The sequence below is a fragment of the Rufibacter immobilis genome (genome assembly GCF_003721565.1).
In the GTDB taxonomy this organism is placed as follows: domain Bacteria; phylum Bacteroidota; class Bacteroidia; order Cytophagales; family Hymenobacteraceae; genus Nibribacter; species Nibribacter immobilis.
Window position 1 is genome coordinate 124197 of the sequence record NZ_RJJE01000007.1, and the last position, 26126, is coordinate 150322.

Annotated in this window: 28 protein-coding genes; 23 read left to right on the top strand and 5 right to left on the bottom strand. The window is 52.6% G+C overall.

The features are described from left to right. Positions 1 to 91 precede the first annotated feature (91 nt). The 8 genes from EFA69_RS07155 to EFA69_RS07190 all read left to right on the top strand — a co-directional run bounded on the left by EFA69_RS07155 (position 92) and on the right by EFA69_RS07190 (position 8354). The gene (locus tag EFA69_RS07155) at positions 92 to 673 is read left to right on the top strand and encodes an adenylate kinase (RefSeq protein WP_123132419.1); all 582 of its coding nucleotides are present in this window, start codon (positions 92 to 94) and stop codon (positions 671 to 673) included. Between the two features lie 136 nt (positions 674 to 809). Continuing rightward, positions 810 to 1805, top strand: coding sequence for a GTPase ObgE (obgE, locus tag EFA69_RS07160; protein WP_123132420.1), 996 nt, complete (start codon positions 810 to 812; stop codon positions 1803 to 1805). Between the two features lie 47 nt (positions 1806 to 1852). Next, on the top strand, positions 1853 to 2182 hold the full coding sequence (locus EFA69_RS07165; protein ID WP_123132421.1) for a DMT family transporter: 330 nt from the start codon (positions 1853 to 1855) through the stop codon (positions 2180 to 2182). Positions 2183 to 2424: 242 nt separating this feature from the next. Then, on the top strand, positions 2425 to 2997 hold the full coding sequence (locus EFA69_RS07170; protein WP_123132422.1) for a nucleotide exchange factor GrpE: 573 nt from the start codon (positions 2425 to 2427) through the stop codon (positions 2995 to 2997). Positions 2998 to 3004: 7 nt separating this feature from the next. Beyond that, positions 3005 to 4156, top strand: a complete 1152-nt coding sequence (dnaJ, locus tag EFA69_RS07175) for a molecular chaperone DnaJ (protein ID WP_123132423.1) — start codon at positions 3005 to 3007, stop codon at positions 4154 to 4156. 982 nt (positions 4157 to 5138) lie between these two features. Further along, positions 5139 to 6053: an ABC transporter ATP-binding protein gene (locus tag EFA69_RS07180; RefSeq protein WP_123132424.1), complete on the top strand. Its 915-nt coding sequence runs from the start codon at positions 5139 to 5141 to the stop codon at positions 6051 to 6053. Continuing rightward, on the top strand, positions 6053 to 7363 hold the full coding sequence (locus tag EFA69_RS07185) for an ABC transporter permease (RefSeq protein WP_123132425.1): 1311 nt from the start codon (positions 6053 to 6055) through the stop codon (positions 7361 to 7363). The genes EFA69_RS07180 and EFA69_RS07185 overlap by 1 nt, the downstream gene beginning before the upstream one ends. A gap of 115 nt (positions 7364 to 7478) precedes the next feature. Next, positions 7479 to 8354, top strand: coding sequence for a ChaN family lipoprotein (locus EFA69_RS07190; RefSeq protein ID WP_123132426.1), 876 nt, complete (start codon positions 7479 to 7481; stop codon positions 8352 to 8354). 540 nt (positions 8355 to 8894) lie between these two features. Here EFA69_RS07190 and EFA69_RS07195 read toward each other — a convergent pair. Further along, complete coding sequence (locus EFA69_RS07195) at positions 8895 to 9245, bottom strand: HesB/IscA family protein (protein ID WP_123132427.1); 351 nt, start codon at positions 9243 to 9245, stop codon at positions 8895 to 8897. Between the two features lie 204 nt (positions 9246 to 9449). Between EFA69_RS07195 and EFA69_RS07200 the strand changes: the two genes are divergently transcribed. Beyond that, positions 9450 to 9986 (top strand): DUF7935 family protein, encoded by a 537-nt coding sequence (locus tag EFA69_RS07200; RefSeq protein WP_123132428.1) that lies wholly within the window; start codon positions 9450 to 9452, stop codon positions 9984 to 9986. A 19-nt stretch (positions 9987 to 10005) separates the two neighbouring features. Here the strand turns inward: EFA69_RS07200 and EFA69_RS07205 are convergent, their stop codons facing one another. Together EFA69_RS07205 and dinB are read right to left on the bottom strand one after the other, a co-directional pair. Next, positions 10006 to 10815 carry a class I SAM-dependent methyltransferase gene (locus EFA69_RS07205; protein ID WP_123132429.1) on the bottom strand — a complete coding sequence of 270 codons (810 nt, stop codon included), beginning with the start codon at positions 10813 to 10815 and terminating at the stop codon, positions 10006 to 10008. A gap of 111 nt (positions 10816 to 10926) precedes the next feature. Continuing rightward, the gene (gene dinB, locus EFA69_RS07210; RefSeq protein WP_123132430.1) at positions 10927 to 11988 is read right to left on the bottom strand and encodes a DNA polymerase IV; all 1062 of its coding nucleotides are present in this window, start codon (positions 11986 to 11988) and stop codon (positions 10927 to 10929) included. A 243-nt stretch (positions 11989 to 12231) separates the two neighbouring features. Between dinB and EFA69_RS07215 the strand changes: the two genes are divergently transcribed. Beyond that, the gene (locus EFA69_RS07215) at positions 12232 to 12840 is read left to right on the top strand and encodes a hypothetical protein (protein WP_148041291.1); all 609 of its coding nucleotides are present in this window, start codon (positions 12232 to 12234) and stop codon (positions 12838 to 12840) included. Between the two features lie 281 nt (positions 12841 to 13121). Here the strand turns inward: EFA69_RS07215 and EFA69_RS07220 are convergent, their stop codons facing one another. Continuing rightward, positions 13122 to 13307, bottom strand: a complete 186-nt coding sequence (locus EFA69_RS07220; RefSeq protein ID WP_123132432.1) for a hypothetical protein — start codon at positions 13305 to 13307, stop codon at positions 13122 to 13124. 177 nt (positions 13308 to 13484) lie between these two features. After that, complete coding sequence (locus EFA69_RS07225) at positions 13485 to 13871, bottom strand: hypothetical protein (protein ID WP_123132433.1); 387 nt, start codon at positions 13869 to 13871, stop codon at positions 13485 to 13487. Positions 13872 to 14129: 258 nt separating this feature from the next. Here EFA69_RS07225 and EFA69_RS07230 point away from each other — a divergent pair, with 258 nt between their 5' ends. The 13 genes from EFA69_RS07230 to EFA69_RS07290 all read left to right on the top strand — a co-directional run. Continuing rightward, positions 14130 to 16388, top strand: coding sequence for a Tex family protein (locus tag EFA69_RS07230; protein ID WP_123132434.1), 2259 nt, complete (start codon positions 14130 to 14132; stop codon positions 16386 to 16388). Positions 16389 to 16725: 337 nt separating this feature from the next. Beyond that, positions 16726 to 18072, top strand: coding sequence for a hypothetical protein (locus EFA69_RS07235; protein WP_148041292.1), 1347 nt, complete (start codon positions 16726 to 16728; stop codon positions 18070 to 18072). Between the two features lie 374 nt (positions 18073 to 18446). Beyond that, positions 18447 to 18875: a hypothetical protein gene (locus EFA69_RS07240; protein ID WP_123132436.1), complete on the top strand. Its 429-nt coding sequence runs from the start codon at positions 18447 to 18449 to the stop codon at positions 18873 to 18875. A 24-nt stretch (positions 18876 to 18899) separates the two neighbouring features. Beyond that, the gene (locus EFA69_RS07245; RefSeq protein WP_123132437.1) at positions 18900 to 19088 is read left to right on the top strand and encodes a hypothetical protein; all 189 of its coding nucleotides are present in this window, start codon (positions 18900 to 18902) and stop codon (positions 19086 to 19088) included. An 11-nt stretch (positions 19089 to 19099) separates the two neighbouring features. Further along, positions 19100 to 19360 carry a hypothetical protein gene (locus EFA69_RS07250; protein ID WP_123132438.1) on the top strand — a complete coding sequence of 87 codons (261 nt, stop codon included), beginning with the start codon at positions 19100 to 19102 and terminating at the stop codon, positions 19358 to 19360. A gap of 203 nt (positions 19361 to 19563) precedes the next feature. Continuing rightward, positions 19564 to 20241, top strand: a complete 678-nt coding sequence (locus tag EFA69_RS07255) for a response regulator transcription factor (RefSeq protein WP_123132439.1) — start codon at positions 19564 to 19566, stop codon at positions 20239 to 20241. Further along, a complete protein-coding gene (locus tag EFA69_RS07260) occupies positions 20238 to 21512 on the top strand; it encodes a sensor histidine kinase (RefSeq protein ID WP_123132440.1) in 1275 nt (424 codons plus the stop codon). The genes EFA69_RS07255 and EFA69_RS07260 overlap by 4 nt, the downstream gene beginning before the upstream one ends. A gap of 235 nt (positions 21513 to 21747) precedes the next feature. After that, the gene (locus tag EFA69_RS07265; RefSeq protein WP_221175692.1) at positions 21748 to 22182 is read left to right on the top strand and encodes a PepSY-like domain-containing protein; all 435 of its coding nucleotides are present in this window, start codon (positions 21748 to 21750) and stop codon (positions 22180 to 22182) included. A 130-nt stretch (positions 22183 to 22312) separates the two neighbouring features. Then, the gene (locus EFA69_RS07270; RefSeq protein WP_123132442.1) at positions 22313 to 23203 is read left to right on the top strand and encodes a hypothetical protein; all 891 of its coding nucleotides are present in this window, start codon (positions 22313 to 22315) and stop codon (positions 23201 to 23203) included. A gap of 45 nt (positions 23204 to 23248) precedes the next feature. Continuing rightward, positions 23249 to 24208, top strand: a complete 960-nt coding sequence (locus EFA69_RS07275) for a bestrophin family protein (protein ID WP_123132443.1) — start codon at positions 23249 to 23251, stop codon at positions 24206 to 24208. A 229-nt stretch (positions 24209 to 24437) separates the two neighbouring features. Beyond that, entirely contained in the window at positions 24438 to 25289 is an 852-nt protein-coding gene (locus EFA69_RS07280; protein WP_123132444.1) for an SPFH domain-containing protein, read from the top strand. A gap of 3 nt (positions 25290 to 25292) precedes the next feature. Beyond that, complete coding sequence (locus EFA69_RS07285) at positions 25293 to 25496, top strand: Arc family DNA-binding protein (RefSeq protein WP_123132445.1); 204 nt, start codon at positions 25293 to 25295, stop codon at positions 25494 to 25496. Between the two features lie 320 nt (positions 25497 to 25816). After that, positions 25817 to 26126, top strand: a 310-nt coding sequence (locus EFA69_RS07290) for an inositol-3-phosphate synthase (RefSeq protein ID WP_183906720.1), incomplete at its 3' end; no start/stop codon positions are given.

Consider the following 26126-nt stretch of genomic DNA (forward strand, 5'->3'; position numbering starts at 1 on the left):
AAACACAACGCGGCGGGCCGCGCAGCAGGCGCAAAAGCTGTCATTTTCAAGATTTTATTTGTACTTTTGTATTCTCACAACGTCATTATTCATGCTTAACATCGTACTCTTTGGTCCTCCAGGGGCAGGTAAAGGCACGCAGAGCCAGAAACTAATCGAAAAATACGGGCTTATCCACCTTTCTACCGGTGATTTGCTGCGTTCAGAGATTGCTCAGGGAACTGAGCTGGGGCTGAAGGCCAAGAAACTGATGGATGAAGGTCTTCTGGTGCCAGACGAAGTAGTCATTGGCATGATTGAATCCAAGATAGCCGATAACCGCGAGGTGGCCGGTTTCATCTTTGACGGTTTCCCGCGCACCGTGCCACAGGCCGAGGCGCTGGACCAACTGCTGGAAAAATATGACCAGGGCATTAGCTGCATGATTGCGCTGCAGGTAGCCGAGGAAGAGCTGGTGAAACGCCTGTTGCTCCGCGGCCAGACCTCCGGTAGACCAGACGACGCCGATGAGACCCTTATCCAGAAGCGCGTGCAGGAATACAACACCAAAACCGCGCCCGTGGCAGATTACTACGCCAAGCAAGGCAAGTTCTACGCCGTAGACGGGATTGGGGAAATTGACGAGATCTTCGCCAAAAGCTGTGAAATCATTGGGGCTTGCCAGACGGTGTAGTTTCCTTTCTATGTAGTAAACACCGGAAACCATCTGATAAGCAATTGTCAGATGGTTTTTAGTTGATGTAGAACCGCTAGCGACCCTGCATCAGAAACTTGTTCATAAACGATTATCATTCTCTAAATACCAGACCGTGTCATCATCTAACTTTATAGACTACGTTAAAATCTGCTGCCGCTCAGGACACGGAGGGGCCGGTTCTGCCCACCTGCACCGCGACAAGAAGACGGCCAAAGGCGGCCCAGACGGCGGCGACGGCGGCCGGGGCGGGCACATCATCTTAAAAGGAAACGCCCAGCTCTGGACCCTGCTGCACCTGCAGTACCAGAAACACGTCATTGCCGAGAACGGCGGTAACGGCGGGCCCAGCCACTCCAGCGGCGCCTTCGGGAAAGACATTATCCTGGAAGTACCCATCGGGACCATTGCTCGGGATGCCGAGACCGGCGAGATAAAAGCGGAGATCACCCAAGACGGGCAGACTGAGATCATCACGCCGGGCGGCCGGGGAGGTCTGGGCAATGCCCACTTCAAATCGCCCACGAACCAAACGCCCATGCATGCCCAGCCGGGCGAGCCGGGGCTGGAGGAATGGACCATTCTGGAGCTCAAACTGCTCGCCGATGTGGGGTTGGTGGGGTTCCCCAATGCCGGGAAATCCACGTTGCTGTCGGTAGTGTCGGCGGCGCGGCCGAAGATCGCCAATTACCCGTTCACCACGCTGGTGCCTAACCTGGGCGTAGTGGCCTACCGTGACTACAAGTCGTTTGTGATGGCAGACATTCCCGGCATCATTGAGGGCGCCTCAGAGGGCAAGGGGCTGGGCATCCGGTTCCTGAAGCACATTGAGCGCAATTCCATCCTGCTGTTCATGATCTCGGTGGAAAGCCCAGATATTGCCCAGGAATACGAGGTGCTGGTGAACGAGCTCAGAACCTATAACCCAGAGCTGTTGCACAAACAGCGCCTGCTGGCCATCACCAAAACCGATCTCATAGACGATGAACTGGAGGCCGAAATGCGCGCCACACTGCCCAAAGATCTGCCCACCGTGTTCATCTCCAGCATGACCAACAAGAACATCACCCAGCTCAAAGACATGATCTGGCAGGCGTTGCACAGCGCGTAAGTTGATTAGAGGATAGGGAAACAAGGCCACAGGAGAGCAACGAGCGCATGAAATTTCTATACTTATTCATTGCCATTCTGTCTGAGGTGATTGCCACCAGTGCCCTCAAGGCTTCGGAGCAATTCACCAAACCTGTGCCCAGCGTCATTGTGGTGTTGGGCTACGGGGCTGCCTTTTATTTCCTGAGCCTTTGCCTTAAAACCATCCCCATGGGAATTGCCTACGCCATTTGGTCGGGGGTGGGCATTGTGCTGGTCACGTTGGTGGGGGTAGTGGTGTACAAACAGACGCCAGATCTGCCCGCCGTCATCGGGATTGCCTTGATTCTGGCCGGAGTGCTCATCATCAATGTGTTCTCCAGAATGGGCGGGCATTAAGCCTTCAGGTACAAGTCACTTTGCGTTTAGGGGCCGTTTTTCCAAAAAGAGGCGCTAAACGAGAGAACAGAGGTTACTGCCACGCAGGGGCAGAGAGGGCCGGGGCTGCCAATCCTGCGGCGTAAAAGTTGCGCCACATGCCCTATAAAATGCCAGAATGACATAAAACCACGATTGGCAAAATTGTTGCCTCTTGTCAGGCACCCAAGTGAAGAAGATTAATCTGTAAGGATAAAAGATATATGAGTACAGCAGCTGAACAAAATCCTCAAGAAGAATTAGAGAATACGCAGCCTGAAAACAATGCGGCTACAGAGGCCGCCGCAGAGCAAGCAGACACGCAGAACCTGGAAACAGAGGCGCCGCAGGCCTCAGAAAACAGCACCGCTGAGCTGGATGAAATGCGTGACAAATACCTGCGCCTGCATGCTGAGTTTGACAACTTCAGACGGCGTACCTCTAAAGAGCGCCTGGAGCTGTTCAAAACTGCGAACCAGGAACTGATGGTGGCGCTGATTCCGGTGCTAGATGACCTGGAGCGTGCCCAAACGGCCATGAAAGATGCCCAGGATGTGAACGCGGTGCGCGAAGGCGTGGAATTGATTTTCAACAAGTTCATAAGCCTGTTACAGCAGAAAGGCCTTAAAGCCATGGAAGCCGTAGGCCAGCCTTTTGACGCCGATGTGCACGAAGCCATCACGCAGATTCCGGCTCCCAGCGAAGAGATGAAAGGGAAAGTGATTGACCAAGTAGAGAAAGGATATTACCTCAATGACAAAGTGGTGCGCTTTGCCAAAGTGGTGATTGGAGCATAAGACAGCCATGGCAACGAAGAGAGATTATTATGAAGTGCTGGGCGTAGCCAAAGGGGCTTCGGCGGATGAGATCAAGAAGGCGTACCGCAAAATCGCCATCAAGTACCACCCCGACAAGAACCCCGACGACCCTACCGCCGAGGACAAATTCAAGGAAGCCGCAGAGGCCTACGAGGTCCTGAGCGATGAGCAGAAACGCCAGCGCTACGACCAGTTCGGGCACCAGGGTATGAACGGCGGCTTCGGCGGCGGCGGTGGCATGAACATGGAAGACATTTTCTCCCAGTTCGGTGACATCTTCGGCGGCGGAGGCGGTGGTTTTGAGAGCTTCTTCGGGGGCGGCGGACAACGCGGCGGCCGGAGAGTACGCAAAGGCAGCAACCTGCGCATCAAACTCAAACTCAACCTGGAGGAAGTAGCCAAAGGCGTTGAGAAGAAAATCAAAGTGAAACGCTATGAGGCCTGCCAGGTCTGTGACGGGAACGGTTCCAAAAACGGCGCTTCTCTGCAAACCTGCGGTACCTGCCAGGGCCAGGGCCAGGTGAAACGCGTGGTGAATACCATGCTGGGCCAGATGGTTTCTTCCAGTACTTGCCCCACCTGTCATGGGGAAGGCAAGATGGTGACCCAGAAATGCGATGCCTGCCACGGCGAAGGCCGTCAGCTCCGCGAAGAGGTGATTTCCATCAACGTACCGGCCGGTGTGGCAGACGGCATGCAGCTTTCCATGAGCGGCAAAGGCAACGTGCCAGAACGTGGTGGTATCCCCGGCGATCTGCTCATTCAGATTGAGGAGGAGCACCACCCAACCCTACGCCGCGACGGCAACAACGTGATGTACGAGCAGTACGTGAGCTTTGTAGACGCCACTTTGGGTGCCAGCGTGGAAGTGCCTACCATTGAGGGCAAGGTGAAAATCAAGATAGATCCGGGTACGCAGTCTGGCAAAATCCTCCGCCTGCGCGGCAAAGGCATTCCAGACATCAACGGGTACGGTAGGGGAGACCAACTCATCCATATCAACGTCTGGACGCCCAAGAACGTAAACGCAGATGAGCGCCAGATTCTGGAGCGCCTCCGCGAGTCCCAGAACTTCGTGCCTAACCCAGGTAAAAACGAGAAAGGCTTCTTCGAAAAAATGAAGGAGTACTTTCAATAGTGAGTTCTGAGTCTTGAGCCCAGAGTTCTGAGTTGAGCAAGAACCTATAGAGCGCCCGCTTTTCCGTCTGGAAGAGCGGGCGCTTCCAGTTTAAGGCAGATTCCAGAAAAAGAGCCGCTAAACGCACTTAAACCCCTACCCCTCCCAGGAGGGGAATCCCGCAGTCAAGGATCAATACGCAATGCCTTTGATTCATTTGGCCCCGCACTCCAGCCACGCCCGCAAGCTAATGGGAATAACAGCGATCCCTCTGGCCGTAGGCTTGCCTGCGGGAGCGGGCAACGCAGGGGCGGCAGGCCCCGAGGCGCTTAGCGGGAGCACGCTTAGACGGTTTAAGCCTGCAACGGCCCGCGCTCCCTATGGAACAGACAGCGGTTGCCCGGTGGTACTGAACTGAAGCTCCGCCTGTTTGAGCGTCAGCGAGTTCGGAGCTTCTTGATTCTTTTGGTTACTTTTCTCATCAAGGAGAAAAGTGACAGACGCGGGCAGAGCGCATCACGCGCCAAGAGCTTAGCAGGAACGGCAATGGAAAGCAAAGACGGATAGCTCACCGGGGCGGCAGTCTTGGTTGTCGGTGAGAACACCAACAACGGCGAAAGCAGCAGGAGGTTCGCAAGGAAGGTAATATAGCCCGAGGTTCGGCAGGAACGGGAGTGAAAGGTAGTTGCCCTTGCAGACAGCTCAGCAGAAAATAGACCTACTTGTGTAAACATCCCCCTACCCCCTTCAAAGGGGGACTCTGCGGGGTGAGAAGCAGTTTTTTTGTTGCTGATGAGAATACTATTGCCAAGGATGAGAATACTAGTGCCAAGCTAGTGGCGGAGTGAACAACGGGCAGAAACGATAAAAGCAGTTCAAACAGAAAATAGTTGAAACGTTTAGAGCCTCTTTTCCCAAAAACAGCCCCTAAACGCAAGAGCACCTGTTTGCTTGGCGCAAGTCTTTGGCGTAGTTTTAACAACACAAATCAACCGCCAGACCCTTGCAACCCATTCTCCAGATACAAGGCGTGAGCAAACGCTATGAGGCGCACCAGGCCCTGAACCAAGTCTCCTTTGAGGTGCCCAAGGGCAGCATCTTCGGACTGCTGGGGCCAAACGGAGCCGGGAAAACGTCGCTCATCAGAATCATCACCCAAATTACGGGTCCAGACGAAGGTCGTGTCTTCTTTGAGGGCCAGCCGTTGCAGCCGCACCACGTGAAGGAAATAGGCTATCTGCCAGAGGAACGGGGGCTGTACAAAAAGATGAAAGTGGGGGAGCAGCTGGTGTATCTGGCGCGCTTGCGGGGCTTGTCTAAAGCAGAAGCCGTGCAGAAAATAAAGGCCTGGGCCCAGCGCCTGGACCTCACCACCTGGCTCACCAAAAACGTAGAGGACTTGTCTAAAGGCATGCAGCAGAAGGTGCAGTTCATCGCCTCAGTGCTGCATGAGCCCAAGCTGCTTATTCTGGACGAACCTTTCTCCGGGTTTGACCCCGTAAACGCCAACCTCATCAAAGACGAAATCCTCCAGCTCAGAGACCAGGGCTGTACCATCATTTTCTCCACCCACCGCATGGAATCGGTGGAGCAGCTCTGCGATGAGATCGTGCTCATCAACCAGTCGCAGATTGTGCTGTCTGGCATTGTGCGGGAGGTGCGGGCGCGGTTCAGGACGCAGACCTATCTGGTGGAGGGGCGCGGGAAACTGCTCATCACTTCCCCAGACTTTAAGGTGCTGCAGCAAACCCAGCAGGGCAATAAGTTCACGGCCCAGGTGCAGCTGGAGAACAATACCGGCCCCAATGACCTGCTCCGTTACCTCATTGAGCGGGTAGAGGTGCATCTGCTCCAGGAGACGGTGCCCAGCATTCATGATATTTTTGTTCAAACCGTTCAGCAAACCTCCCGTCAATAATGGATAAAATCTGGCTAGTGTTTCAGCGCGAGTACCTGGTGCGGGTGCGCAAGAAAAGTTTTATTGTCATGACCATTCTGGGGCCGCTGCTTATGGCCCTGGTCATGATTGTGCCCGTGGGGCTGATGATGATGTCTGACGACACCAAAACCATTCAGGTGCTGGATGAAAGCGGGCTGTTCGCAGACAAATTCGTGTCTAATGAAGACTTCCGGTATGTGCCCGTGCCCGGTCCCGTGGAGGCGGCCAAAACCAACTACCTGGCCTCAGAAGATGCCGGTTTGCTCTACATCCCTCAGTTGGACATAGACAAGCCGCGCGGCATCCAGTTGTTTTCGCAGAAGAGTGCCAGCATGACGGTAATCTCCGCGTTGGAAAAACAGGTGAAGCAGGAGCTGGAGGCCATCAAGTTTGCCAAATCGGGCATTGACCAGAAAGTGCTGGACCAGATCAAAACCAGCGTAGACATTAACACAGTGAATCTGAGCACCGAGGGCGAGAAAAGCAGCAACGTAGGCATCACGTCGCTGGCTGGTTTCATGGGGGCTTTCCTTATTTATCTGTTCATTTTCATTTACGGGGCGCAGATCATGCGCGGCGTTATTGAGGAGAAAACCAGCCGTATTCTGGAGGTGATGGTTTCCTCCGTGAAGCCGTTCCAGCTCATGGCGGGTAAAATCATGGGCATTGCCGCTGTGGGGCTCACGCAGTTTCTGCTCTGGATCGTGCTCACCTCGGCGGTGTACGCGGGCGTGTCGTCTGCCTTCAAGCTAGACCGTTTCTCAGAGGCCAAGATAGGGCAGACCGTGCAGACCATGCAGACCGAAAAAGACGCGGCCCAGGCGCAGGAAATCCATGAAGCCCTAAGCGCGGTACAAAACCTGAACCTGCCGTTGCTGGTGGGGGGCTTCCTGTTTTACTTCTTAGGCGGATATCTGCTGTACGGGGCGCTGTTCGGGGCCGTGGGCGCCGCCGTAGACAGCGAGACAGATAGCCAGCAATTCATGATGCCCATCACCATTCCGCTCATTCTGTCCTTTATTGTGGCCCAGACCATCATCATGAAAGACCCCAACGGCCCGGTGGCCTTCTGGATGTCTATGATTCCGCTCACCTCGCCGGTGGTCATGATGCTGCGCCTGCCGTTCGGGGTGCCGGGCTGGGAGCTGGCCCTTTCCATGGTCTTGCTCATGGCCGGTTTTGTGGGCACCATCTGGGTGGCAGCGCGCATTTACCGCGTGGGCATTCTCATGTACGGCAAAAAGATCACCTACCGCGAACTCTCTAAATGGATGTTCTACAAAGGCTGAACCGGCGTCCTCTTCCCCCCGCTTTTGCGTTTAGGGGCCGTTTTTTAAAAAAGAGCCCCTAAACGCAAAGGCAAAATTTCCCATGGGGCCGCTGGCCCGATGAAGATTCCTGTACATGAAAAAGATATTCCCCTTCCTGCTGTTGGTGATGGTGTTAAGTTCCTTCCAATCTGACAAACCGGCGTACCGGCTGTTCACGGGCGGCGGCAAAGCGGTCACGTACCAGAAAATGCTCCAGGAGCTGGCTTCCGCCGATGTGGTGTTCTTTGGTGAGCAGCACAATGACCCCATTGCCCACTGGCTCCAGTTGGAGCTGGCCAAAGACCTATACCAGCGGCACGGCCAACAACTGCTCCTGGGCGCCGAAATGTGGGAAACCGATACCCAAACCGCCCTGGATTCGTTTCTGCTGGGGCAACTGGAGGAGCCTACGTTCCAGCAAAGCAGCCGGGCCTGGCCCAACTACCTCACCGACTATAAACCGCTGCTGCTCTTTGCCAGGGAAAAGAAAATCAAAGTGATTGCCACCAACGCGCCGCGCCGCCTAGCCCGGGTGGTGGCCCGCGAGAGCCTGAAAGGCCTGGATGCCGTGCCCGCCCAGGAAAAGCAGTGGCTCGCGCTGCTGCCCCTCACCGTTGACTTGGAACTGCCGGCTTATAAGAATATGCTCCAGATGTTCGGGGGCGAGACCCACGGCTCTTCCATGGCTTCGGCGCAGATTGTGGAGGCCCAGGCGCTCAAAGACGCCACCATGGCGCAGTTCATCAGCAAAAACCTCCAGAAAGGCCAGTATTTGTTGCACCTCAACGGCGCTTACCACTCAGACCACCACGAAGGCATCATCTGGTTCCTGCGCCGCCTTCGGCCCGAACTGAAGGTGAAAACCATTTCCACCGTGCTACAGCCGCACCTGGAGAAACTACAGAAAGAACACCTGAACCGCGCCGACATTGTGCTGGCCGTCCCAGAAAGCATGACCAAAACGTATTAAGAAAGCAAAGATGCGTTTAGGGGCTCTTTTTCAGAAAAGAGCCCCTAAACGCATCTGGCATTGCGGAAGACCTTTCTTTGCCACTGATTTTATCTGCTGTCCCGTTTTTGCTGCAAAGCAGCGAGGGTAGTCTGGAGACTCCCCTTCATCCAAAGGCACGAGTCAGGAGACTCGCGCCAGAAGCCTCCTTTAAGTGGTTTACGGCAGCTAAATGGAGGTGATTTCTTGCCTCAAGCTGCAACAGCCTCCACTACCCGCACCCTTTCCAGTCTTTCCCTAGAGCGCCTCGCTTGTGGCCAAAGAAAACAAGAGCTAAGAGGAAGCTGCATTGCCTGGCCGCAAGGGCTTGCGAGAGGGGAAGACGAGGCCCCGCGGCCGTGAGCGCTTACCTGAAAAGATGAAATAATAATGCTCATAAAGCCATAGAGAAGCCACACAGCCAAGGCATCAGCCCAATACAACAGCAGCCATTTGCAACATGAATAAAACAAAAAGGGCCTGCTCAAGAAGCAGGCCCTTTTAAAACATTAAAACGAAAAATTACGCTGAGAAGGAGCTTCCGCAACCACAGGTGCTCTTGGCCTGCGGATTGTTGAAGACAAAACCACGGGCATTCAGGCCATCCTGAAAATCTACTTCCATGCCCAGCACGTACATCGCGTGCTTCTTGTCCATGATGAGCTGAACGCCGTCCAGTTCATAGATTTCATCGGCGTCTTTGGCTTTGTCAAACCCTAAGAGGTAAGACATGCCGGAGCAGCCGCCGCCTTGTACACCAATGCGTAAACCGTATTCTTCGGGTACGTTTTTATCTTGCATGATCACTTTAACCTCGTGCAGGGCACGCTCAGTAAGTGAAATTGGGGCTTTTTTTACAGTTGTGCTTTCCATCGTAGTAAGGTTTGCGCTGCAATTTACTAAAAACTAGACTGTTTCTAAACAAAGGCGCTATACTAAGGGTAACCAAATACGCCAGAAAATGATTCAGCCGGGGCCGCATCATTTTTTTACCGATATTTACCCGGCAAGACCTGCCTGTAAAACGTACAGAAATGCCCGAAGGGGATTCTCCAAATACAGCCAAATAGCACCGCCATGACCACCGACACTTCCTCTATTGTTCTTTTAGTGCTGCTCAGCGCCATACCCGCTTTATTGGTGGGGGCCGCTATGTACCTGCTCACCCAGCGTTACCTGGAGCGCGATTACCGTAAAAAGCTGCTGGAGGTAAGGCTGAAGAACAGCGAGATTATCCTGCCCATCAGGTTACAGGCCTACGAGCGCATTATTCTGTTTCTGGAGCGCATCACGCCCAGCAATCTGCTGATCAGGGTGAGCCCCGCCGGGCTGACGGCCACCGAATACCAGGCGCACCTGTTGCAGGAGATCAGAGCCGAGTACACCCACAACCTTTCGCAGCAGCTGTATATGAGCGAAGTGGCCTGGCAGCAGGTAAAGCGGGCGAAGGAAGACGTGGTGTCCATGATCAACCAGAATTACCAGCACCTGCCCGAGAAAGCGCGGGGAACCGATCTGGCCAAAAAAGTACTGGAAACCGTACTGCACAATGAAGTAGACCCCACCAGCCAGGCCCTGCAACTTTTAAAGCGGGAGCTACATGAGATTTTCTGAGAATCAGCGGGTTAGGTGATTAATCCTGCGGTTTCAGAAGTTTGAGGCTGTACAGGAGGGGAAGTTTCTCCTCTAACCCTTTGATCCGCCAGTAACCGTCGGGCCCAGAGACCATGTTGGCGAAACAGTTGTAGTAAGAGTACGGCAGTTCCTGAAGTTCCACCAGTTGCAGTTTCTGCCGCAGCAGAGCGCCTAAGACTTCGCTCAGGGAATGATTCCAGGAGTATTCGGTATAGGAAATGGGGGCCTCGCGGTCTGTGTACGTTCCCGTTGATTCCTCTACAATGGGGCCGCCGTTGTTGAAGTAAGAATACTGCACGCGCGTGAAATCATTGTCAAACACCCAGACCATGGGGTGGAACTCAGCGAGGAAGAACGTGCCGCCCGGCTTCAGGAAATGCGCCACCACCCGCGCCCACTTCTCCAGATCCGGCAACCAGCCGATGACACCGTAGGAGGAGAACACGTAGTCAAACTGGCCCTTGAGGTGCTGGGGCAAGTCATACACATTGCAGTGCACAAATTCTGCGTTTAAGCCAAGCTCCTGGTTCAGTTGCCGCGCCAGGGCGATGGCCTCGTCAGACAAATCCACTCCGGTAGCTTTAGCGCCCAAGCGGGCCCAGGAGAGGGTATCCTGCCCGAAGTGGCATTGGAGATGGAGCAGCGTTTTGCCGCTCACGTCTCCCAAGGCTTCCAACTCCAGCGGATTCAGGCTGTTCTTACCTTGCCTGAACCCTTCCACATCATAAAAGGCCGAGTCTTTGTGCACGCCGGTGCGCAGGTTCCAGGCGTGGCGGTTGATCTCAAAGTAGTCAATAGAAGATTCCATGATAGACGTTAGAGGTTGGATAATAGACAACTGAAAGAAGAATTATCCCTATCTAAAATAGTATTTGGTGCATTTCTGACGTCTATCGTCTAGATCTGAAGACAAACCTCCTTAAAACGGAAACGACAGTTGCCCGCTCTGGTGCTTGCCGTAGCTGAGGTTGGAGACGGTGATGCCCAGCAGCCGGACGGGTTTGGTGGGAAGAAAGGGCGTACGCAGCAAATCGGTGGCAATGTCCAGGAGCACTTCCTCGGCGCGTACGCTGGAGTAGAACGTTTTGCTGCGGGTGTTGAGGGTGAAATCGTGGTACTTGAGTTTGAGCGTGATGGTTTTGCCGCTGGCTTCCAGCCGGTGCAGGTCATAGGCCACCTCCTCGGCGAGCCGCTGTAACTGGGGCAGCATCTCGTCTTCGGTTTCCAGGTCCTCGCCGAAGGTGCGCTCAGAGCCAATGCTCTTCCTGATGCGGTTGGGTTCCACGGGGCGTTCGTCCAGGGCCCGCGCAATCTGGTAGAAATAAGACCCAGACTTGCCGAAGTGCCGGCGCAGGTCCATTTCAGAACGCGCCTTGAGGTCGGCCCCGTTGTGGATGCCCAGTTGCTTCATCTTGGCCGCCGTCACATCGCCAATGCCATAGAATTTTTCAATGGGCAGAGCTTCCACAAAGGCTTCGGCCTCGTCTGGCAATACCACCGTCAACCCATTCGGCTTATTCTTGCCGGAAGCCACTTTGGCCAGAAACTTATTGAAGGACACCCCCGCCGAGGCCGTGAGCCCGGTTTCCTGCAAAATTTCATGTTTAATGCGCTGCGCGATGAACATCGCCGATTTGAGCCCCATCTTATTTTCGGTCACGTCCAGATAGGCCTCGTCTAGGGAAAGCGGTTCCACCAAATCTGTGTAGCGCAGGAAAATCTCCCGTATCTGCCTGGACACCTGCTGGTACACCTCAAAGCGCGTGGGCACCATGATGAGGTGCGGGCATTTGCGCAGGGCCACCTGTGAGGGCATGGCTGAGAATACGCCGTACTGCCGCGCCTCATAGCTGGCCGCCGCCACCACGCCCCGGGCCTTGGTGCCGCCCACGGCCACCGGCTTTCCGCGCAGCGCAGGGTTGTCGCGCTGCTCCACGGAGGCGAAGAAGGCATCCATGTCTATGTGAATGATTTTGCGCAACGGGCAGGGTTGGTTTCTAGGTTAAACAGGGCCAAAAAGGGAAGCAGCCGGGTAATCTGAATTTTATTTCCTTGATTTACAAGCCAAAAACTTTTAAAGGTTTATCCTTGTAAAATGATTCATGAACTTGCGGCGTTTCCCCTACGTACTGCGAAGTTAGCTCCTAAAAAGCTCTTGGACTAACCGGGAAACGGGACAACCTTAAACAATGCTTTCAACCAACCTCTATTAATCCAATTTACTATGAAACTCAAATCTTTACTGTCTCTTGTTGCTTGTGGTGTGGCTAGCCAGCTCATGATTGGTTGCAGCTCCTCTAATCAGTATTTTGACTTCAGTGTGCCTGCCACCACCTACCATAAAGCGGCTCCCAAGTCTACGGAAACAACTGCTATAGCCCCGGCCGCCACGCAGGCAGAGGCCGTGGCGGTGGTAGCCCCGGGAGAGCCTGAAACAACTGTTGCCCCGCTGGCCACCGCTAAGGCGGAGAAAGCACCCGTGATGGAAGCCAACGCCGCCAAACCAACCGCTTCAAGAGAGGTAGCCCGTACAGCCCCGCTTACCTCGGCAGCGGTAGCGTCTGCCTTGGAAGCCAACCCGCACGTGAAGGGTCTGGCCAATGAACTGGCGTCTGCCAAAAGCAAGAAAGACGTGAAAATGGCTACCAAGAAAATCATGCGGGAGGCCAAAGCCGTTAAAAAAACGAACGCCCTGAACCAGTACGTGAAAATTGGTTTGATCCTGCTGGTGGCCGGTGTGCTGCTGAGCGTGATCCCAGGCTTAGGACTGGTGGGAGCGCTGGCCGCCATTGTAGGTCTGGTGTTCATCTTGCTGGGCTTGCTGGAAATGTAACCCCGCACCATTCCTTCTCACGCAAAAGGCACCGCTCTCTCTGGGCGGTGCCTTTTGTTTTAGCCTCGATTTTAGAAAAATGGCCCCTAAACGTAAACCTATACGTTTAGGGGCTCTGGCTGCCATTCAAAGTTCAGATTGACTTTCCCGATGCGATTATAATTCCCGCTCCAATGCTTCTGTACTTCAAACTCAGAAGAGCATACTTTTTCCCCAAGGAAAGGAGATTACCGCAGTTCGTTAACCAGCTTTACATAAAAGCTCAAAGAGCTTCAAAGAAGCTAATCATCATGGCGGTGGAGGTAGTAGAGCACGTAACCGGCAATAGTGATGGATGCCCGTAGTATCCAGCCTAAGGGTCGGCCCCAGTTGTCTACCCACAGCAGCAGGAAATGATTGGCCCCAAACGAAGCCACCAGCAGAGAAACCACCCCCATCAGAAAGATAAGCAAGCCCAAGTATTTCATAGAAGAACAGTTAGGAAGCGGTACAGTATGAATATAGCAAATGATGCAGTTGCCCGCCATATTCCACAAAGCATTGCGAGAGAATCTAAAAAAAGATCGCCCGCGTTTAGGGGCAGTTTTTCTAAAAACGGCCCCTAAACGCGGGCGGGTGAAGATGGAGAGTAACCGGCCTTAGGCTTAGTTGTTGTATTCCTGCGGCACGCCGCCGGTACCCGCCTGGGACGGAATGCCTAATTTCCGCTCGCGCTGCTGCTGGTACTGCTGGAACTGGGTCACGGAGAGTACCCCTTTGAGGGACTCCAGACGGGTGGCGCTGATCAGGTCCATGGTGGCTTTGAGCTGGCGCGGGTCGTTTTTGTGGTCCTTCTTGGCTTTCTCCAGTTGCTGTACGCTAGCCAAGTTAATTTCCTTCACCTTGGCCGCCTGCGCCGGGTTTAGCTTCAGGTGCTGGGTCATGGTGGTGGTCATGGCCTGGGCGCGGGCCTCTGGATTGGCCTGGGCCGTCTGAGCCTGGCTCGTGAAAGTGGTGAAGGCCAGGGCCAGCAAAAAAATAAACTTCTTCATATTGGTTATTCGCATTAATGCTCAGGAACCCGAGGCTCGGCATCCGTTGGCAGAAGCCCGGGCGCACCGGAATAGTTCCGGTAACAGAGCGGCAATTTACAAAAACCGGGCCAGTCTGCCCAGGCGGTTAAGGGCCACAAAAGCCGTTGCCCGGGTATACAGGTTCCGCTATTTTCGCCGTATCTTTGACATCTGTGGTCCGCTATTCCAGAACGCAGCACACAGAGAACAGAGTCTTTTAGAACGATTAAATTTAGCATGCCAGAAAACCATTTCAAGAAGATTGCGGGGGAGTTGCAGGTAAGTGAGCGTCAGGTAGAAGCCACCGTGCAATTGCTGGATGAAGGTGCCACTGTCCCTTTTATTGCCCGTTATCGCAAAGAAGTAACCGGAACGCTGGATGAAGTGGCCATTGCCGCCATCCGGGACCGCATTGAACAGCTCCGCGACCTGGACAAACGCCGTGAGAGCATCCTGAAGTCCCTGAAAGACCAGGAGAAACTCACCCCGGAACTGGAGGCGCAGGTATTGGCCGCCCAGACCATGGCCGTGCTGGAAGACATTTACCTGCCGTTCAAACCCAAACGCCGCACCCGCGCCACCATCGCCCGCGAGAAAGGACTGGAGCCTCTGGCCCAAACCCTGTTTGAGCAGGCGAACGTGGACGTGGAGGCCGAAGCCGCCGCATTCGTGAGCGAAGAAAAAGAAGTGAAATCTTCTGAGGAAGCCCTGGCCGGAGCCCGTGACATCATTGCCGAGTGGGTGAACGAGAACCCCGAAGCCCGTGCCAGCATCCGGAACCTGTTTGAGAAACAAGGCGTGTTCAAAGCCCGCGTCATTCCCGGCAAGGAAGAGGAAGGCCAGAAATACAAAGATTATTTTGAGTGGGACGAGCCCATTGAGAAAGCCCCCAGTCACCGCATTCTGGCCATGCGCCGCGGCGAAAAGGAGATGGTGCTCATGCTGGATGCCCAACCCGATGAGGAACAAGCCATTGAAGCGTTGGAACGTCAGTTCGTGAAAGGCAATAATGCCGCTGCCCAACAGGTGAAGCTGGCCGTGAAAGATTCCTATAAGCGTCTGCTGCGCCTGAGCATGGAAACGGAGGTGCGGCTGTCTTCCAAGAAACGCGCCGATGAAGAAGCCATCAGAGTGTTCGCCGATAACCTGCGGCCCATGCTGCTGGCGGCTCCGCTGGGGCAGAAGCGCGTGCTGGCCATTGACCCGGGCTTTAGAACCGGCTGTAAAGTAGTAGCCCTGGATGAGCAAGGCAAACTCCTGCACTACGAGGCCATTTTCCCGCACAACGGCGCCAACCAAGCCACTCTGGCCGGACAGCAAGTGATGGTGTTATGTCATAAATACAACATTGAAGCCATCGCTATTGGCAACGGAACCGCCAGCCGCGAGACTGAAACCTTTGTGCGCGGCCTCGGCCTGCCCAATTCTATTGCCATCATCATGGTGAATGAAAGCGGTGCTTCTATCTATTCAGCCTCAGAAGTGGCCCGGGAGGAGTTCCCAGACCAGGACATCACCGTTCGGGGTGCCGTTTCCATCGGTCGTAGGTTAATGGACCCATTGGCGGAGTTGGTGAAGATAGACCCTAAATCCATTGGTGTAGGCCAGTACCAACACGACGTAGACCAGAACGCACTCAAGCACAGTCTGGACGATGTGGTGATGAGTTGCGTGAACGCCGTGGGCGTGGAAGTGAACACCGCCAGCAAGCAATTGTTGACCTATGTATCTGGTTTAGGGCCGCAGTTGGCCCAGAACATTGTAGAGTACCGCAACCAGAACGGTCCGTTCAAGACCCGCAACGAGCTGCGCAAGGTGGCCCGCTTAGGCGATAAAGCCTTTGAACAGGCGGCCGGTTTCTTGCGCATCAGGGAAGGGAAACACCCATTGGATTCCAGCGCCGTGCACCCAGAGCGTTACGAGTTGGTAGAGCAGATGGCCAAAGATTTAGGCGCTACGGTAGAAGACCTGTTGAAAAACGCAGAATTGCGCAAGCAGATTGACCTGAAGAAATACGTGTCTGACACCGTGGGTTTGCCTACCCTGCAAGATATCTTAAGCGAACTTTCCAAGCCGGGCCGTGACCCACGTGAATCTTTTGAAGCTTTCAGTTTCACCGAAGGGGTAAATGAAATCAAAGACCTGCGCACGGGCATGAAACTACCCGGCATTGTGACCAACATCACCGCCTTCGGGGCATTCGTGGACATTGGGGTGCACCAAGACGGTCTGGTACACGTGAGCCACCTGTCTGACCGTTTCGTGAGCAACCCGCATGACGTGGTGAAAGTGGGGCAGAAGGTAGAAGTGACCGTGCTGGAAGTAGAAGTAGGCCGCAAGCGCATTGCCCTCTCCATGAAAGGCGACCCCACCGCTGCCGGTGCTAAACCAAGCCGCGGCAATGACCGCAAGCAAAGCGGTGCTCGCCGGGAAGCGCCGGTAGAGGAAGAAGATATGGCTACCAAGCTGAACAAGCTGAAGAGTATGTTCAGGTAAGGCATACATACATTTACTAAAGAAGGCCAGAGAATTTCTCTGGCCTTCTTTGTTTCTAGTTTCTTTACTTCTCTTTAACTTTAAGTGCAAAATATTCAATTATTTATAATTTCATTTTTCAATGCAAAAACTTTTACCCTTCCTTTTACTGGTATTTTTTACTGTTACTGTTCAGGCTCAGAAAGACACCTTACGCATTAAAAATATCACCTATGCTTCCCCGTTCGAGCAAAAGTATCTAGGCGCTGTAGACACTGGTGACTTAAACAAACTGGCTCTTTTATTGGTGGTAAATCCAGCTATCACAGAGACAGAGCTAGAAAATGCCAGACAAAAGATGCAGCAGCTTTACACAGCTCTGGACTTGGCCAAAGTTCGGGATAAGCCACTCAACAAACAGGTGAAGATGATCTTTGAAATGGCGCACAGAAACTTCCTTAAGAAGTATGAGAATATTGCCTCATTTGACCAAATCATGAAAACGGGCACCTACAACTGTGTCAGCGCCACAGCCCTGTATGTTCTTGTTTTAGAGCATTATAATATTGGCTATGAAATAAAGCAATTACCTACGCACGTTTATCTGGTGGCAGATCCTAAAGGCAGTCATATTATGGTGGAAACCACAGATCCAGCGGGTGGTTATTTTATGCCAGACCCCAAATTCAAAAAGAGTTATGTAGAATACTTACAGAAAGGTAAACTGGTAAGTGAAGAAGATGTCCGGACCAAAGGGGTAGAAGGTGTTTTCAATGAGCAGTTCAGGGCAGACAAGAACATTAACTTCCAACAGCTGGTGTCTCTACAGTACTATAACGAAGGGGTAAAGCAATATGAGGAGCAGGCTTATGAAAAGGCCAGCAAAGCGTTTCAAAAAGCGTACCGCCTCTATCCTAACCATGAGACACGTTATCTACTCACATCATCGTTAGCCCAACAATTGGAAGGCATCAACTATGACAAAATGGAACAGATAGAATTATTAACAAACTTCTATGCCATGCAACCCGGCGATGCTTTCAGAGATGAGTTTGCCAATGACTTCAAACGCCTTACGCAAAAGCATCTACTGGAAAAACCAGACACTGCATTCTACAACAAGATCTACGCAGCTTTCAAGGGTACCGCTAGAGATAGTGTTTCCATGAAAGATATTGGCTATGTCTATCACTTCCACAACGGGCGTGTGCAGGCAATGAACAACCAATACCCCAAGGCTATGGAGTATCTGACCAAAGCCTATGGGTTCAACCCTGCCAGTGCGGAATTAACAGGAGTGATGAAATCTGTTATTTATGACCAATTAAACCGTAACCGGTTTTCAGAGGATCTCTCTAAGACAGTAGAGCAGTATCAGAAGAACTTCAGCTTCTTGAAAGGAGACCAAACGTTCCACAATGTCTGTCTTCTGGCGTATGCCCGTGCCGTGCAGAACGCCTTCAGCGAAGATAAACGAACCGAAGGTAAGAAAATGCTTCTTTCTCTTGAGGCGTTGTATAAGCAAAATAAAGGTGATATTACAGATCGTATGATGGGTGAGCTGTTTCTGGTAGCCTGCCAGTCTTACTATCGGGCAAAGAGTCCTGCGGGAATGAAAGAATATGCAAAGAAAGGCCTTGCTTATGACCCCAGAAACGAGCACCTAAAGCAGGTGGCCGCTATGCCAGCGGGTACTAAGTTGTAATCTTGAATAAACTTTAAAAGCCAAAGGGCCAGAGAATTTCTCTGGCCTTCTTTGTTTCTAGTTTCTAATTAGGAACTGCTGCCGTTTAGCGCCTCTTTTTCCAGAAATAGGTCTAAACCACAGCGCTAGGTTTAGGTAGGGTTTACTAGATAAGATTTTTTATCAACGCGTTAATAAATAAGATGTTAGGTGTTGAGTGGTGCGTTTTATATAGTAACAGTAGTAACTCTCAGGAAGATAATATATGCGTTTTGTACAATGCATTTATTAATTCTTTGCAAAACCTGAAGTATTGAAATCAAGTTAATACAATGATAGCCAATACCTTTCCTGCAGTCTGCGGAAGAGGGGCACTTATAGATGTGTTGAAGTAAATGCAAACAGACCCATACCTACAACTGGAAGTCGACCGGCTGCACCATGCCTTGGTGCTGCACTGGAAGGATTTTGTGCCCAGTGAGGTATACCGCGAGGGGCTGTTGGAAGCAATTCAGGTATCCAGGAGGGAAGGGCTGCAGAACTGGGTCATGGACATGAAACTCATGAAGGTGATCCGGCAGGCCGATCAGGACTGGACCATCAATACCTGGTTTCCGCAGTTCCAGTTGCTGGGCATCAGGCGTTTAGCCTTTGTGGTTTCTGATGACATCTTCAACCAAATGGCCGTAAGTAGCATGGTGGCTACCTTACGCCCCAAGTTCCACTCAGATGTGGAGTATTTCCAGGAGCTGGTTTCAGCATCGCGCTGGGCGCAGGAAAATACCGGTGGGCTTAGCGATTTTGGCCTGTTTTCCGTAAAATAGCACCTAAACCCATTTTTACCCTGCATGAACATCCGGAAAAAAGTGAAAGTGATTCTTCCGCTGGAAGGTGGCCGTTTTGTGGCCCTTGGTGTATTTGTGAAAGCCGCTGAGCAAGCCCAGTGGTCTGATCAGGAAATACAGTCAGTGATTGATGAGGTGGTGGAAGCCAGCGAGACCGAGGCCCTGGCCATTATGCAATCGTACACCGCCTAATTTTTCTGCCTATGCCCCTGAGCCCCAAACTGGAAGCCAAACTGAACAAGCTGTACGCCCCAGATAGTCGGATAGATGACGTATTTGCCGGCAATGACCTCACGTTTATCACAGACCAACAGGGGCACCCCATTACCTTGTTCATTGGCAAGCGCCGCCCAGATGGAGCCATCACCGGCGAACGCTACGTGCGGCGGCTCAAGTTGGGGCCAGACGGGGTAACCTTAATCTCCAGTCACTGGGAAAACAAAGGCAAAGTAACCCGCTCCTAGTTTACGTCTGTTTTCGGAAAAACGGGCGCTAAACAGGAAATCCTTCCCACGTTCTTGGGGCGCACTTCTTAGTTCAGGTTTACCTGTATGTAGAACCGTGGCCAATACCTCCGCCGGGTTTAATCTTTTGTAGGGAATAGATCTGTCTCAATTCCCAACTCTTTCCAGATTCTATTGCGTATTTGCGGAAAACCGCCCACACTATGAAAATACTGGTGATTGAAGACGAGCCCGAGATGCAGCAGAACATGGTGCAGTCACTGAAGCAGGAACAGTACCTGGTGGAGACGGCCGCCACCTTTGACGAGGCGCTGGAGAAAATCTCGTTGTACGGCTATGACTGCATTTTACTGGACATCACGCTGTCCGGCGGCAGTGGTCTGCAGCTTCTGGAAGAACTCAAGAACCAACAGAAAACCGAGGGCGTGATCATCGTGTCGGCTAAGGATTCACTGGACGACCGCATCACCGGTCTGGAGCTGGGCGCCGACGATTACCTGCCCAAGCCCTTCCACATGGCTGAGCTACACGCCCGCGTAAAGTCTGTGCTGCGCCGCCGCAAGTTTGACGGCAGCAATCTGCACCAACTCCAAAACCTGCAAATTGATTTAGACAAGCACCTGGTTTGGGTAAACGGGCAGGAGCTGGTGCTCAACCGCAAAGAGTTTGACATTCTGCTGTACCTGGTCACTAACAAAGACCGGCTGGTGAGCAAAACCGCTTTAGCGGAACACGTGTGGGGCGATTATATTGACCAAGCCGATAACTACGAGTTCATCTATTCCCAGATCAAGAACCTCCGCAAGAAACTCAAAGACCACGCCGCCCAAGTAGAGATACAGGCCATTTACGGCATTGGGTATAAACTGGTCACGCCATGAAACTACTCAACCACGCCACTTCCTATCTGGCCGGAATCCTGCTGGTGGTCATCTCGGTGTGGGCGGCGCTTTTCTACGTGAACATGCTGGATGAAATCTATGACAGCATGGACGATGGCCTGGAGAACCAGAAAATACTGGTGATGCAGAAAGCCGCGCGGGACAGTACCATCCTGCAGCAGACCGAGTTTGAGGAAGGCTATTACAAGTTCAGGGAAGTGCCCCTGGCGGTGGCCCGGCAGCAGAAAGACCTGTATCAGGACACCCTCATGTACATGCAGAACGAGAAGGACTTTGAGCCCGTGCGGCTGCTCACCACCGTTTTCCGGCACCAGGGTAAGTTCTACGAGCTGCGCCTCATCACCTCCATGGTGGAGGAAGACGACCTCATAGAAGACCTTTTCTACTCCCTGCTAGGGTTGTACGTGGGTTTGATTGCCAGTATTCTGCTGCTCAACAATCTGTTGCTGAAAAGAATCTGGCGGCCGTTTTACCAGCTCCTGCAGCGGCTCCGGCAGTTCAGGCTGGAAGACCCCCAGCCCATTGCCGTAGAAGAAACCAACATTGACGAGTTCAGGCTCCTAAACCAAACGGTAGAGAAGCTGCTGCAAAGCAACATCAGTACGTACAACAGCCAGAAAGCCTTCATTGAGAATGCCTCGCATGAGCTCCAGACCCCACTGGCCATCAGCCTGAACAAACTGGAGCTGCTCGCGGAGAGCAACAACCTCCAGGAAGCGCAACTGGAGCAGATTGGCACTGTGATGCAGAGCCTGGAGCGGCTCACCCGTCTGAACAAGTCCTTGCTGCTCTTGTCCAAGATTGAGAACCGGCAGTTCGCCGCTGAGGAGCCGGTTAACTTTCAGACCCTTCTGGAGCATATTATAAGCGATTTCTCAGACCAGTGCCACTTCCGGAACCTCACGGTCACGTTAGAGGGAGAAGAAGCTCCGCAGGTGACCATGAACCCAGACCTGGCCATGATGCTGTCCCTCAACCTGTTCAAGAACGCCATGGTACACAACGTGAACGGAGGTTCCATCAAAGTCCTGCTGACGGCTACTTCCTTTACCATAGAAAATTTGGGCAAAGACACGCCGCTGCACCCTGAGAAGCTGTTCAACCGGTTTTACAAAGAAGACACCTCCGGCGCGTCTACCGGTTTAGGTCTGGCCATTGCCAAAGCCATCTGTGACCTCTACGGTTTCCAGATCAGCTATGACTACCAGCAGAAACATATCCTGCGGGTACAGTTCAGACCTTCCGTTTAGGGGCTCTTTTTCCAAAAACAGCCCCTAAACGGAAAATAAATGGTGGGCAATTAAGCCTTCCCGGCTTTTTGTGGCGTGAATAAGTAGCTGGGCATCAGGCTTATTTCAGCTTCTTTACGCTTAGAAATTTTTTCAAAAAAATCCTTCCTCTGCTGTTCATTCCCAAGTCTTTCCTGTTTTGTGCCCGAGCTTTGGGCTGAAATTAGAGTTTAACTTAAAGAGATAGACGATGAAAATGACATGGCTTTCTATGCTGGCGTTGAGTGGATTACTGATGAACTGCACCCAGCGCATCAACATGAGCAACTTGCCTTCTGTGGTACAAAACAGCTTGAAGAACCATTACCCTGCGGCCACCAACCCGGAGTGGGAAAAGAAAGGGGACCACTTTGAGGCTGAGTTCGACATTCAGGGCCAGGAACACACCGTCTTGATTGATGCCAGCGGCCAGGTGCTCATGCGCAAACAAGACGTAGCCACTGCTGAGCTACCCCAACCGGTTTCCGGGGCTCTCCAAAGAGATTATCAGGCGTATCTGGTAGATGACGTGGAGAAAGTGGAGAAAAACGGCCAAACGTATTACCAGGTAGAGTTGGAGAACAACAACCAGGACCTTAAGAAAGTATATGCCTTGGATGGTTCTGTGGCAGACGTGCCTTACTGGGATTAATGAGCGTCTCCACGGCCGCTGTTTTAGGCCAATTTTAGGAAAAAGAGCCCCTAAACAGTAAAATGAGAAGTAGAAGATCAACAGGGCTCCCGCCGGGGCCCGATATCTATAACCCCAAAAGAATAAACCTATGAAACGCTTTCAGATAATTTTAGCGAGTCTGCTGCTGTCCTGCGCCGTGCTGGCCTGCGACAACGGCAATGCCCATGCCATGGCAGAGGGCAAACCTAAAAAAGCCAAAAAAAAGAAAAAAGCGCCAGAGGCTGCTTCTGCGGCGGTGCTTATTAACCAGAAATGGGAGGTGCCCGAGATACTGCGCGAAGTGTCTGGCATTGCGTATCTGGGCAACGGCCAGTTTGCCTGCGTGCAGGACGAAGCTGGCGTGATTTTCATCTACAACACCAAAACCCAGAAGATTGACCGTCAGGTTACCTTCGGGGCGGCCGGTGACTATGAGGGCATTGCGCTGGTAGGCACCACAGCCTACGTGGTACGCAGCGATGGGCATCTGTTTGAAGTAGCCGATTGGCAGTCACAGGCCCCTAAAATTCAGGAGCACACCACCTCTCTTACGGAGGCGCACAACGTGGAAGGTTTAACCTATGACCCTAAAAACGAGCGGCTGTTGCTGGCCATCAAAGGCGAGGAAGCCAACGGGGCAGACTACAAAGGCGTTTACGCGTTCAGTCTGGGAGCCAAGAAACTATCGGCGGAGCCGATTTTCAAGTTGAGCCTGCGCGATTCTTTGCTGGCCCCCAACCAGAAGAAAAGCCTGAGCAAAGCATGGCAGCCCTCAGAAATCGCCATCCATCCTAAAACCGGCGACATTTATTTGACCGAGGCTTCCAATCCGCAGTTGTTCATCCTCAACCAGGACGGCAGCATCAGAACCCGGCACAAACTGAGCGACACCGCCTTCTATAAACCGGAGGGCATTACATTCAGCCCGGAAGGGGAGTTGTTTATTTCCAATGAGGGCAAAAAAGAGCAGGGGAATATTCTATTGGTCAGTTTAAAGTAAACAAGATAGCCCGTTAGTGGTTCTGTTGATTCTAAAGGTTTCTTTATGCTCGTTCATCGGAATCTAAGTTGGAGTGCCATTGCCTACTATACCTGGAAAAGTATGCTCTATTACCTGCTGCTCTCTGTGGCGGTGTTTTTACTGCATGACTATTTTGAGGTTATAAAGCTGCATCTGCCGTTCAGTACGCTCACCGCCTTGAGCACGGCGCTGGCCATTTTCCTGGGCTTTAAGAACAGCAATGCCTATGAGCGTTGGTGGGAGGCGCGGCAGATCTGGGGCCAGTTGGTGAACAGCAGCCGATCCTGGGCCCGGCAGGTCATTACCATGATCATTCCGGCCAATGCTCAGGAAGCCCAGGAGGTTAGGGCGTTGCAGAAACGTATGGTGTACCGGCACCTGGCATTCGTGCACGGGCTGCGGGTGTTCCTGCGTAGGCCCAAGGCGTACAATGAAACCCGCCAGGAGGAGATTTACGAAGAGACCAATGAATACACAGACACGGTCTCTTTTCTCTCCCCTAACGAGTACAAGGTGTTTTGCCACAAGAACAACCCGCCCAACTACCTGCTCAACCTGCAGGGCGATGATCTGCGCCGCGCCTATGACCGGGGCTGGCTGTCAGATTACCGGTTTGTGCAGTTGGAGCAGACGCTGGTGGAGTTTAACAACATCCAGGGCCGCAGTGAGCGCATCAAGAACACGCCTTTTCCGCGGCAGTACAGTTTCTTCTCACGGGTGTTTGTGTTCATCCATGCGTCTCTGCTGCCGTTTGTGTTTGTGGAGGAGCTAAGGTGGGCCAGTATTCCGGTGTCGGTGATTATCTCGTTTGTGTTCCTGTGCCTGGACCTGGTAGGCGAACGCACCGAAGATCCTTTTGAGAACCGCTTGGAAGACGTACCGCTCACGGCTCTGTCATTGGGTATTGAGACTAACCTCAAAAAGCACCTGGGAGACCGCAATTTCCCGGCCCAAAAAGATTCCTCTAACGGGGTGGTGCTGTAACGGATGAAATGCGTTTAGCGGCTCTTTTTCCTGAATCAGCCCCAAACAGCGAAGGCTTCTCTGTGTTAGAACAGAGAAGCCTTCGCTGTTTGGGGCTGTCTTTGTCTTTTCTCTCCGCTTAAAGATTAAATAGTTGCTGGTTATGGGTTTTTACTGCCTTTCTTTGGAATAGCCGGTGAGTTTACTATCTTAGTTGATATTAAAATGATATCAAAATAAATTATAAGCTATGAAAACAGAGAAACCTTATCATCCGGCCTCGGGCTATACCTTCCTTATCCTGCTGCTGTTGCTGTTGGGAGCCGCCGGTGCTACAGTCTATTATCTGGGAACGGGCGCCATGGTGCCCTTCTGGTTGGTATTTATCTTGCTCTGCAAAGGCTTTAAGATTGTGAACCCCAATGAATCAAGGGTGCTCACGTTGTTTGGCGAGTACAAAGGCACCATCAAGCAAAACGGGTTCTTATGGGTAAATCCATTCTTCGCGGCCAAAAGCATTTCCCTGCGCGCCCGCAACCTAGATACCAATCCCATCAAAGTGAACGACAAACTGGGCAACCCCATCATGATTGGCGTGGTGCTGGTGTGGCGCGTGGAAGAGACGTTTAGGGCCGCTTTTGAGGTAGACAACTATGAGACCTTCGTGAAAGTGCAAAGCGAATCTGCCATGCGGAAACTGGCGGGCGCCTACCCGTACGACAACTTTGAAGACGAAAGCGAAATCTCCCTGCGGGGCAGCAGCCAGGAAGTGAACGATGAGCTGGAGCGCGAACTCATGGAGCGGCTGGCTATTGCCGGTATCCATGTGCTGGAAGCCCGTATCAGTTACCTGGCCTATGCCCAGGAGATTGCCAGCGCCATGTTGCAGCGCCAGCAGGCTACTGCCATTGTGGCCGCCCGCGCCAAGATAGTGGAAGGGGCGGTAGGCATGGTAGAAATGGCTCTGGCCCAACTAAATGATAAACGCCTCGTTGACTTTGATGAAGAGCGCAAAGCCGCCATGGTTACCAACCTCATGGTGGTCCTCTGCTCAGACCGAAGCGTCCACCCCGTGGTAAATGCCGGAACCTTACACCACTAGCCTATGGCCGATAAAAAATCGTTTGCCCTGCGCATGAACGCAGAGATGATGAAGGCAGTGGAGAAATGGGCAGCCGACGAGTTCAGAAGCACCAACGGCCAGATTGAGTGGATCATCCAGGAAGCTTTGAGAAAATCTGGGCGGTTGCCTGCCCCTGGACACGAGAACAATAAAGAAAAGCCCTCAGGTACTGCTGAGGGTGCCTAATCAATTGAGGTATAGTGAATTATTGGCGCTAGTGGCTAGGAACCATCATTTCCCGGCCACTGGCGCCCTTTTTTTTAGCTCCATTGCTGTAGAAAATCTCTTATTCCATAGCATTGGGTATGACTGCTGTTCTATATATTTACCGGTTACTATTTTGTCAGGTTTGCCAATTTTACCTCAGAGAGGCTGAATTGGTAGAAATACGACTGTAAATTGAGAATTATTCTGATTGTACTTGAATAAAATATAGATAACTTAAGCCAAAGTTAATCTTTGGTTATCAGTAATAACCACTCATCACACTACATCAAATTAAAATCATGGAGTATCAAGTAGAAGAGGCGAGCGGTAAGCTGGGGATCCTGCTGCCGGGCCTTGGGGCGGTGGCGACGACGCTGATCGCGGGGGTTGAGTCGATCAAGAAGGGCTTCTCGCAGCCGGTGGGCTCGCTCACGCAGATGGGCCGGATCCGGCTGGGCAAGCGCACCGACGGCCGGTTCCCGCTCATCAGGGAGTTCGTTCCCCTGGCTAGTCTGGAGGATATCGTGTTCGGGGGCTGGGACGTGTACTCGGACAACGTGTTCGAGGCGGCCTCGAAGGCCAGGGTGCTGGAGCCCATGCTGCTGCACG

Coding starts and splice junctions, on each gene's coding strand:
- EFA69_RS07155 (WP_123132419.1), top strand. CDS start 92: ATGCTTAACATCGTACTCTTTGGTCCTCCAGGGGCAGGTAAAGGCACG.
- EFA69_RS07165 (WP_123132421.1), top strand. CDS start 1,853: ATGAAATTTCTATACTTATTCATTGCCATTCTGTCTGAGGTGATTGCC.
- EFA69_RS07170 (WP_123132422.1), top strand. CDS start 2,425: ATGAGTACAGCAGCTGAACAAAATCCTCAAGAAGAATTAGAGAATACG.
- dnaJ (WP_123132423.1), top strand. CDS start 3,005: ATGGCAACGAAGAGAGATTATTATGAAGTGCTGGGCGTAGCCAAAGGG.
- EFA69_RS07185 (WP_123132425.1), top strand. CDS start 6,053: ATGGATAAAATCTGGCTAGTGTTTCAGCGCGAGTACCTGGTGCGGGTG.
- EFA69_RS07190 (WP_123132426.1), top strand. CDS start 7,479: ATGAAAAAGATATTCCCCTTCCTGCTGTTGGTGATGGTGTTAAGTTCC.
- EFA69_RS07195 (WP_123132427.1), bottom strand. CDS start 9,245: ATGGAAAGCACAACTGTAAAAAAAGCCCCAATTTCACTTACTGAGCGT.
- EFA69_RS07200 (WP_123132428.1), top strand. CDS start 9,450: ATGACCACCGACACTTCCTCTATTGTTCTTTTAGTGCTGCTCAGCGCC.
- EFA69_RS07205 (WP_123132429.1), bottom strand. CDS start 10,815: ATGGAATCTTCTATTGACTACTTTGAGATCAACCGCCACGCCTGGAAC.
- EFA69_RS07215 (WP_148041291.1), top strand. CDS start 12,232: ATGAAACTCAAATCTTTACTGTCTCTTGTTGCTTGTGGTGTGGCTAGC.
- EFA69_RS07220 (WP_123132432.1), bottom strand. CDS start 13,307: ATGAAATACTTGGGCTTGCTTATCTTTCTGATGGGGGTGGTTTCTCTG.
- EFA69_RS07225 (WP_123132433.1), bottom strand. CDS start 13,871: ATGAAGAAGTTTATTTTTTTGCTGGCCCTGGCCTTCACCACTTTCACG.
- EFA69_RS07230 (WP_123132434.1), top strand. CDS start 14,130: ATGCCAGAAAACCATTTCAAGAAGATTGCGGGGGAGTTGCAGGTAAGT.
- EFA69_RS07235 (WP_148041292.1), top strand. CDS start 16,726: ATGCAGCAGCTTTACACAGCTCTGGACTTGGCCAAAGTTCGGGATAAG.
- EFA69_RS07240 (WP_123132436.1), top strand. CDS start 18,447: ATGCAAACAGACCCATACCTACAACTGGAAGTCGACCGGCTGCACCAT.
- EFA69_RS07245 (WP_123132437.1), top strand. CDS start 18,900: ATGAACATCCGGAAAAAAGTGAAAGTGATTCTTCCGCTGGAAGGTGGC.
- EFA69_RS07250 (WP_123132438.1), top strand. CDS start 19,100: ATGCCCCTGAGCCCCAAACTGGAAGCCAAACTGAACAAGCTGTACGCC.
- EFA69_RS07255 (WP_123132439.1), top strand. CDS start 19,564: ATGAAAATACTGGTGATTGAAGACGAGCCCGAGATGCAGCAGAACATG.
- EFA69_RS07260 (WP_123132440.1), top strand. CDS start 20,238: ATGAAACTACTCAACCACGCCACTTCCTATCTGGCCGGAATCCTGCTG.
- EFA69_RS07265 (WP_221175692.1), top strand. CDS start 21,748: ATGACATGGCTTTCTATGCTGGCGTTGAGTGGATTACTGATGAACTGC.
- EFA69_RS07270 (WP_123132442.1), top strand. CDS start 22,313: ATGAAACGCTTTCAGATAATTTTAGCGAGTCTGCTGCTGTCCTGCGCC.
- EFA69_RS07275 (WP_123132443.1), top strand. CDS start 23,249: ATGCTCGTTCATCGGAATCTAAGTTGGAGTGCCATTGCCTACTATACC.
- EFA69_RS07280 (WP_123132444.1), top strand. CDS start 24,438: ATGAAAACAGAGAAACCTTATCATCCGGCCTCGGGCTATACCTTCCTT.
- EFA69_RS07285 (WP_123132445.1), top strand. CDS start 25,293: ATGGCCGATAAAAAATCGTTTGCCCTGCGCATGAACGCAGAGATGATG.